The sequence below is a fragment of the Tepidibacter sp. Z1-5 genome, from assembly GCF_037844525.1.
Taxonomy (GTDB): domain Bacteria; phylum Bacillota; class Clostridia; order Peptostreptococcales; family Peptostreptococcaceae; genus Tepidibacter_A.
Window position 1 is genome coordinate 121,874 of record NZ_JBBMMD010000022.1, and the last position, 6,927, is coordinate 128,800.

Here is a 6,927-nt window from a genome sequence, read left to right on the forward strand (position 1 = left end):
GAACTACACCCACTTTATAATATAAAAGTCCAATATTATTTTAAATAATATAGGACTTTTATAAGATAACTATTTTGATAACATCTTTACTTTATCTAATATAATGTTAGATATTTCGTATTTTTTCATTTTAGGATATTCTTGTATATTTCCATTTTTGTCTATTATTTTAACTATATTAGTGTCAACACCAAAACCTGCTCCTTTTTGTGTTAAATCATTTGCTACTATAAAGTCCAGATTTTTCTTTTCTATTTTTTTCTTAGCATTTTGAATTAAATCATTTGTCTCAGCTGCAAATCCCACTAATATTTTATCTTTTTTTATTTTTCCTATTTCTTTTAATATATCTTTATTTCTATCTAATTCTAGAACCAAATCATCATCAGATTTTTTGATTTTTCTATCAGATATATTTTTAGGTTTATAATCAGCAACAGCAGCTGATTTTATTATAATATCATTTTTATCTAAATTATCTATAACAGCATCATACATTTGTTTAGCCGATTCTACCTTTATAAATTCAGAAACTCCATTAGGTATATCCAGGTTTGTCTTTCCAGATATTAATGTTACATTGGCGCCTCTTTCTATAGCCCTTTGAGCTATTGAGTAACCCATTTTTCCACTTGATCTATTAGTTATATACCTTACAGGATCTATGTTTTCTATAGTAGGTCCAGCTGTTATCAATATATTTTTATCTGTTAAATCTTGTTCTAATGTCAAAAGGCTAATCACTTGCTCAACTATAGCCTCAGGGGAAGCCAACTTTCCTTTGCCTATATCTCCACAAGCCAACCTTCCTGATTCAGGCTCAACAAATTTAAATCCAAGTTCACTAAGTTTTGATATATTATGTTGAACTATTTTATTTTCATACATATTAGTATTCATAGCAGGTGCTATGAGAACTTGAGCTTTTGTCGCCATTACAGTAGTAGATAACATATCATCTGCTATCCCATTAGATATCTTGCCTATTATATTGGCAGTTGCAGGAGCTATTAAAAATAAATCTGCCCACTGCGCCAAGGATATATGTTCAACATCCCATGTTTTTAATTCATCAAACATATCTACAACCACAAAATTCTGGCTTAGAGATTGGAATGTCAACGGTGTTACAAATTCTGCAGCTGATTTTGTCATTATAACCTTTACATTGGCATTTAATTTTTTTAATCTACTCACAATATCGCATGCTTTATATGCAGCTATTCCACCTGATACTCCAATTACTATATTCTTTGAATTCAACATTTTTTACTCCTCTGTCTTTTCTTCTTCTACAACTTCTTCTTTTCCTTCATTTTCTATTTCTTCAGCAGTCATAGGTCTATAATTTATTTTATCTTCATATACTTCTTGAGTTGCTATGTCAACAGGCTTTATTTCTTTTGTTCTTACTAATTCTTCATCACCTTCTATTAAATTTCTAGCTCTCTTAGACACTGCTATTACTAGGTTGTATCTATTGTCTATTTTTTTTAGAAGATCGTTTATTGATGGGTATAACATATTATAATTCCTCCTTAAACTTCTTTATTATATTATTTTTATATCTACATACTTTGTTCTTCTCTGCATTGATTATATTTTCAAGTTCACGAGTTGATTTATCAACATCTTTATTCATTATAAAATAGTGATAATTTTCAATCTTCTCTATTTCAAATATAGCACTTCCAAATCTTTTGTTAATATCCGCCTCAGTTTCTGTTCCTCTTTTTACTATTCTATTTTTCAGTTCATCTAACGATGGAGGAAGTATAAATACGAATACTCCAGTTGGATATCTATCCTTTACACTCATAGCTCCTTGAATGTCTATTTCAAGCAAAACATTTTGACCTTTACTTAAAGTATCCATTACCGCTTGCTTTGGAGTTCCATAAAAATTATCATACACCTTAGCACATTCTAAGAATTCGTTATTATCTATCATATTTTCAAACTTTTCTTTAGATATGAAATGATAATTTACTCCATCTACTTCACCTTGTCTTGGCTGTCTAGTTGTAGCAGAAACAGAAATATGTATATCTTTGTTTCTACTCAAAAGTTCTTTGCATATAGTTCCTTTTCCAGCTCCTGATGGACCTGAAACTACTATTAAAAGTCCTTCTTTATTCATTTGTATCTTCCTTCCTATTCTTCTTGATTATTCTCTTCTTTTAATTCAAGTCTATGTGCCACTGTTTCTGGCTGAACAGCAGAAAGAATTATATGCTGGCTATCCGTTATAACAACAGCCCTAGTTCTTCTACCATATGTTGCATCTATCAGCATATGTTTTTCTCTTGACTCTTGAATCATTCTTTTTATAGGAGCAGATTCAGGGCTAACTATAGCTATTATTTTATTTGCTGATACTATATTTCCAAATCCTATATTTACAAGTTTTATTCCCATTTGTATTTCTCCTATTCTATGTTTTGAATTTGCTCCCTGATTTTTTCCAACTCGCTTTTTATCTCAACTACAAGTTCAGTTATTTTTAAATCTGAAGATTTAGAACCTATTGTATTTACTTCTCTATTCATCTCTTGAATTAAGAAATCTATTTTTCTACCTATCAAATCATTTAAGTCTATATTTTTTTCAATTTGCTTTATATGACTTTTAAATCTAACTAACTCTTCTGTTATACTGCTTTTATCAGCATATATAGCAACTTCTTGAGATAATCTAGATTCATCTATTTCAATAGAATCCTTAAGTAATTCTTTTATTCTATTTTCCAGCTTATCCTTATACTCAGCAACTACATTATATGAATGTTTCTCTATTTCATCAATACATTTTTCTAAAAGGTTACATCTTGATTTAATATCTTGTGCAAGTCTTTCTCCTTCTATTGTTCTCATATTTCTCAAGTTTATAAGAGCATTTTCAACTGCTTTCTTTAAGCAATTCCATGTAGCTTTTTCATCTTCTTCTTTTTCTTCTATTTTTATAACTTCTGGGAATTTAGCTATACTCATAACAGATATATCATCTTTTACATCGAATTCATTTTTTATTTTTATAAGTTCATTGTAATACTGAGATGCAAGATTTGAATCTAACTTCAAGTTAACATCAGATTCTCCTATTATCTCATATCTTACAAATATATCTACTCTACCTCTTTTAACGTAATTTTTCGCAAGCTTTCTTACATCCTCTTCTAAGAATGATATTTTTCTTGGAATTTTAACACTTATATCTGTATACTTGTGATTTACACTTTTGGCTTCAATAATGAAATTAAATTTTTCATTACTATTTTCACCCCTACCAAACCCAGTCATACTAATTGCCATTTACTTAACCTCCAATAATCCTTCGCATATTTTAACAGAAGTTCCATTCATATACACCATATCATCTACAAGCTCTATAAAAAGCTTTCCGCCTTCTGATTCTACATTCACTTTATCTGATACTTTTCCTAAATACCTAGATATTACAACAGACGAGCATATTCCCGTTCCACACGCCAGTGTATATCCACAACCTCTTTCCCAAGTAAACACCTTAATATTATCTTCATCAATAATTTCAACAAAGTTTACATTAGTTTTTTGAGGAAATATATCTAGTTTTTCAATTTTAGGACCATAATTTAATATAAAATCTTTATTCATTTCATCTACAAATACAACACTGTGAGGAACTCCTATTAATATAGAGGATATATTGATAAGAGTTCCATCTATATCTATTTTCTCATTGATAAAAATATCCTTATCAGTAATTACAGGCACAGCTTTTGGGTCAAAGTCTGCTTTTCCCATATTCACCTTTATATTTTTTATTTCATCGTTTTCAACATCTATATTAATATTTTTTATTCCATCTAAAGTTTTTACTTTAAACTCCGTTTTATCTACAAGTTTATTGTCATATATAAATTTTGCAAAGCATCTTATTCCATTTCCACACATTTTAGCTATTGAACCATCTGAATTATAATAAACCATTTGAGCATCAGCATCTTCTGTTTTTTTATAAACTAAAATTCCATCTGCTCCTATTCCAAAATGTCTATGACAAACATGTTTTGCAAATTTAGAATAATCATTTATGATATATTGTTCACCATCTACTGCTATAAAATCATTTCCAGCTCCATGTAGCTTCCAAAATTTAATCATCGGATCTACCTCCTTAAAAAGTTATTATATATTAAATTTTATTAAAATAAACAAATTTTCGTCTAAATGTTACGATTTTGTAATATTTAATTAGTAATCATACAACTATTAACTTGTATTTGTATAATTTTATGAGATATACTAATAAGAGTATATATTTAAATAAACACGAAGGCGAGGTATTATAATGGCATTAGATGGATTAGTTATAAATTCATTAGTTAAAGAACTTTCATCTCAATTAGTAGATGGTAAAATAGATAAGATATATCAACCAGAAGAAGACGAACTTCTGTTTAATATAAGAAGTAATAATACTAATTATAAATTATTAATGAGTGCAAACAGCTCAAACCCAAGAGTTTACACTACAAACTCTCATAACAAAAAAAATCCTATGAAAGCACCTCTGTTTTGTATGCTCCTTAGAAAACATATACAAAATGGAAGAATCGTAAAAATAGAACAACCTGATTTTGAGAGAATAATAAAGATAACTATAGAATCTTTAGATGAGCTTAAAATAAAAAAATCAAAAGATTTAATAATAGAAATAATGGGAAGACATAGTAATATAATATTGGTAGATAATGAAGAAAATAAAGTACTTGATTCTATTAAAAGAGTACCGCTTAGCGTGAGTAGATATAGACAAGTTCTTCCAGGTCAAAAATACATAAATCCACCATCTCAAAACAAGCTAAATCCAGTGAATAATATTGATGAAAAAACATTTATTGATGCACTTTTAAATTCTTCTAAATCCGAATTATATAAATCAATATATTCTTCATTCGAGGGTATAAGCCCTATAATTGCAAAAGAAATTTGCATTAGAGCAAATTTAGATATTGATACTAATATAAATCATATAGATAGAAAAGATTTCAAATCATTATATGAAATCTTCAATAGATTGTTTAACCAAATAAAAAACAATATTTTCTTCCCTTGTATAGCTATCGATAAAAGATTGAATAAGATTATAGATTTTAGTTGTATAAAGCTTACTATGTTTAATCATTACTCTTTTATAGAAAATGATAGTATAAATGCTATACTTGAAACGTACTATTTAGAAAAAGATGTTAAGGAAAGAATACATCAAAAATCTCAAAGTCTTAGAAAAAGTATATCCAACAAATTAGATAGACTTTACAAAAAATCTAAAAAACAAAATGAAGAATTATTAGAGTCTAAAAATGCAGATAAATATAAGATAAATGGTGAACTTATAACCTCTTATATATACATGATCCAAAAAGGCATGGAAGAAGTCGAGGTTGTTAATTTTTATGATCCTAATAATGAAAATGTAATTATAAAGCTGGACAAGAGATTGACTCCTTCTGAGAATGCTCAAAAGTATTTCAAAAAGTACAGTAAGCTTAAAACTGCTTTAATCGAAATAACTGAGCAGCTTAAAATAACTGAAGAAGAAATAAATTATCTTGAAAACATAATGCTAAGTATAACCAATTGCGAAAGTATAGATGAACTAGATGAAATAAAGGAAGAGCTTATTAAGGTAGGTTATGTCAAAGGAAAAGTTAAAGATAAGTCTAAGAAAAGCAAAGAAAAAAATATTTTAAAGACTACCCCTTATGAATTCTTATCTTCAGATGGATTAAAGATATTCGTTGGTAAGAACAACAAACAAAACGACTATTTAACATTAAAAATGGCTACAAATAATGATATGTGGCTTCATACTAAGAATATACCAGGATCTCATGTTATAATAAAATCTGATGGAGGAGAAATTCCTGAATCTACGATATTTGAAGCAGCAATGCTTGCCGCTTATTACAGCAAAGGAAAGATGTCTTCTAAGGTTCCTGTGGATTATACGTTGAAGAAAAACGTTAAAAAGCCTAGTGGAGCAAAACCAGGGATGGTTATTTATGAGACTAACAGCACTATGTATGTAACTCCTCTTGAAGAAGAAATAGTTAAGATACAGAATAATATTGCGATAGATTCTGAGGATAATTAAGATTGTAAAACAATTAAAATCATGTACTTAATCCCAAAATAAATGGCATCAAAATACCGCTCATGCATTAAATATTTTGCTAACATTTTAATGCCATTTATTTTGAAATCTAGCTCTTAAACTTTAAATGGGTCTAAGAGCTGATTATTTTTTTAATATTTCCTTTAACTTTATTATCTCCTCTTCAGATAATTTCGTAGCTTCTTTTACCAAAGATATATCCATACCTAGCTTCAATAAATTCTTAGCTGTTTCTATCTTTTCTTGTTGTATACCTTGTTTTATTCCATCATTTTTAGCCTTACTAAGTGCACTAACCTTATCCTTTAATATTTTAGATCTCATCTCATATATTATTCTTTGTTCATCATCATTACTTGTTGTAGCCTTTACATCAAGCCTTGAAAATTTGTCTTCTACGAAGTGTTTTTCTAAATCAGTATTTTGTATTTCAACACCTTTTATTAAATGCTTTGGCTTAAGTATTGCATTTAAAAATGATATTAATATTTTGGGATGTTTACTTGATCCAAATATGTTTTTAAATACAAAATCAATCTTAGGATCTAATAATCCTTTTATCATAATAACACCTCCAATTTATATGATTATAAGTTTAACCTATTGTGCTAGTTAAATTTTAAAATAATAAAACTCCAACAAATGTGAAAACCTAAAGTCAATCCAAAACTTTTATAAAGGAGGTTTTCATATGTTGGAGCTTAATAATTATTCTATCCAAAATATCGAGAATTTAACGGATTTATTTACAACTATTTTTGTAGT

8 protein-coding genes are annotated in these 6,927 nt (G+C 28.1%); 1 reads left to right on the forward strand and 7 read right to left on the reverse strand.

Annotation, left to right across the window (positions count from 1 at the left end; translation table 11 throughout):
* Positions 1 to 69: 69 nt before the first annotated feature.
* From coaBC to dapF, 6 genes are read right to left on the reverse strand one after another with little or no spacing between them, the layout of a single operon-like run.
* Positions 70 to 1,266 carry a bifunctional phosphopantothenoylcysteine decarboxylase/phosphopantothenate--cysteine ligase CoaBC gene (gene coaBC, locus WJW32_RS05815; protein ID WP_340256338.1) on the reverse strand — a complete coding sequence of 399 codons (1,197 nt, stop codon included), beginning with the start codon at positions 1,264 to 1,266 and terminating at the stop codon, positions 70 to 72.
* A gap of 3 nt (positions 1,267 to 1,269) precedes the next feature.
* The gene (rpoZ, locus tag WJW32_RS05820; RefSeq protein WP_340256341.1) at positions 1,270 to 1,524 is read right to left on the reverse strand and encodes a DNA-directed RNA polymerase subunit omega; all 255 of its coding nucleotides are present in this window, start codon (positions 1,522 to 1,524) and stop codon (positions 1,270 to 1,272) included.
* 1 nt (position 1,525) lies between these two features.
* Entirely contained in the window at positions 1,526 to 2,140 is a 615-nt protein-coding gene (gene gmk, locus WJW32_RS05825; protein ID WP_340256344.1) for a guanylate kinase, read from the reverse strand.
* 14 nt (positions 2,141 to 2,154) lie between these two features.
* Positions 2,155 to 2,418 (reverse strand): extracellular matrix/biofilm regulator RemA, encoded by a 264-nt coding sequence (gene remA, locus WJW32_RS05830; RefSeq protein WP_340256347.1) that lies wholly within the window; start codon positions 2,416 to 2,418, stop codon positions 2,155 to 2,157.
* Positions 2,419 to 2,429: 11 nt separating this feature from the next.
* Entirely contained in the window at positions 2,430 to 3,311 is an 882-nt protein-coding gene (locus tag WJW32_RS05835; protein WP_340256350.1) for a YicC/YloC family endoribonuclease, read from the reverse strand.
* Positions 3,312 to 4,145 (reverse strand): diaminopimelate epimerase, encoded by an 834-nt coding sequence (gene dapF / locus WJW32_RS05840; protein WP_340256353.1) that lies wholly within the window; start codon positions 4,143 to 4,145, stop codon positions 3,312 to 3,314. It abuts the gene before it with no gap.
* Between the two features lie 187 nt (positions 4,146 to 4,332).
* Here dapF and WJW32_RS05845 point away from each other — a divergent pair, with 187 nt between their 5' ends.
* Positions 4,333 to 6,141, forward strand: a complete 1,809-nt coding sequence (locus WJW32_RS05845; RefSeq protein ID WP_340256356.1) for an Rqc2 family fibronectin-binding protein — start codon at positions 4,333 to 4,335, stop codon at positions 6,139 to 6,141.
* 144 nt (positions 6,142 to 6,285) lie between these two features.
* On the opposite strand, the gene WJW32_RS05850 is transcribed toward WJW32_RS05845, so the two are convergent.
* On the reverse strand, positions 6,286 to 6,726 hold the full coding sequence (locus WJW32_RS05850; RefSeq protein WP_340256359.1) for a PD-(D/E)XK nuclease family transposase: 441 nt from the start codon (positions 6,724 to 6,726) through the stop codon (positions 6,286 to 6,288).
* Positions 6,727 to 6,927 lie beyond the last annotated feature (201 nt).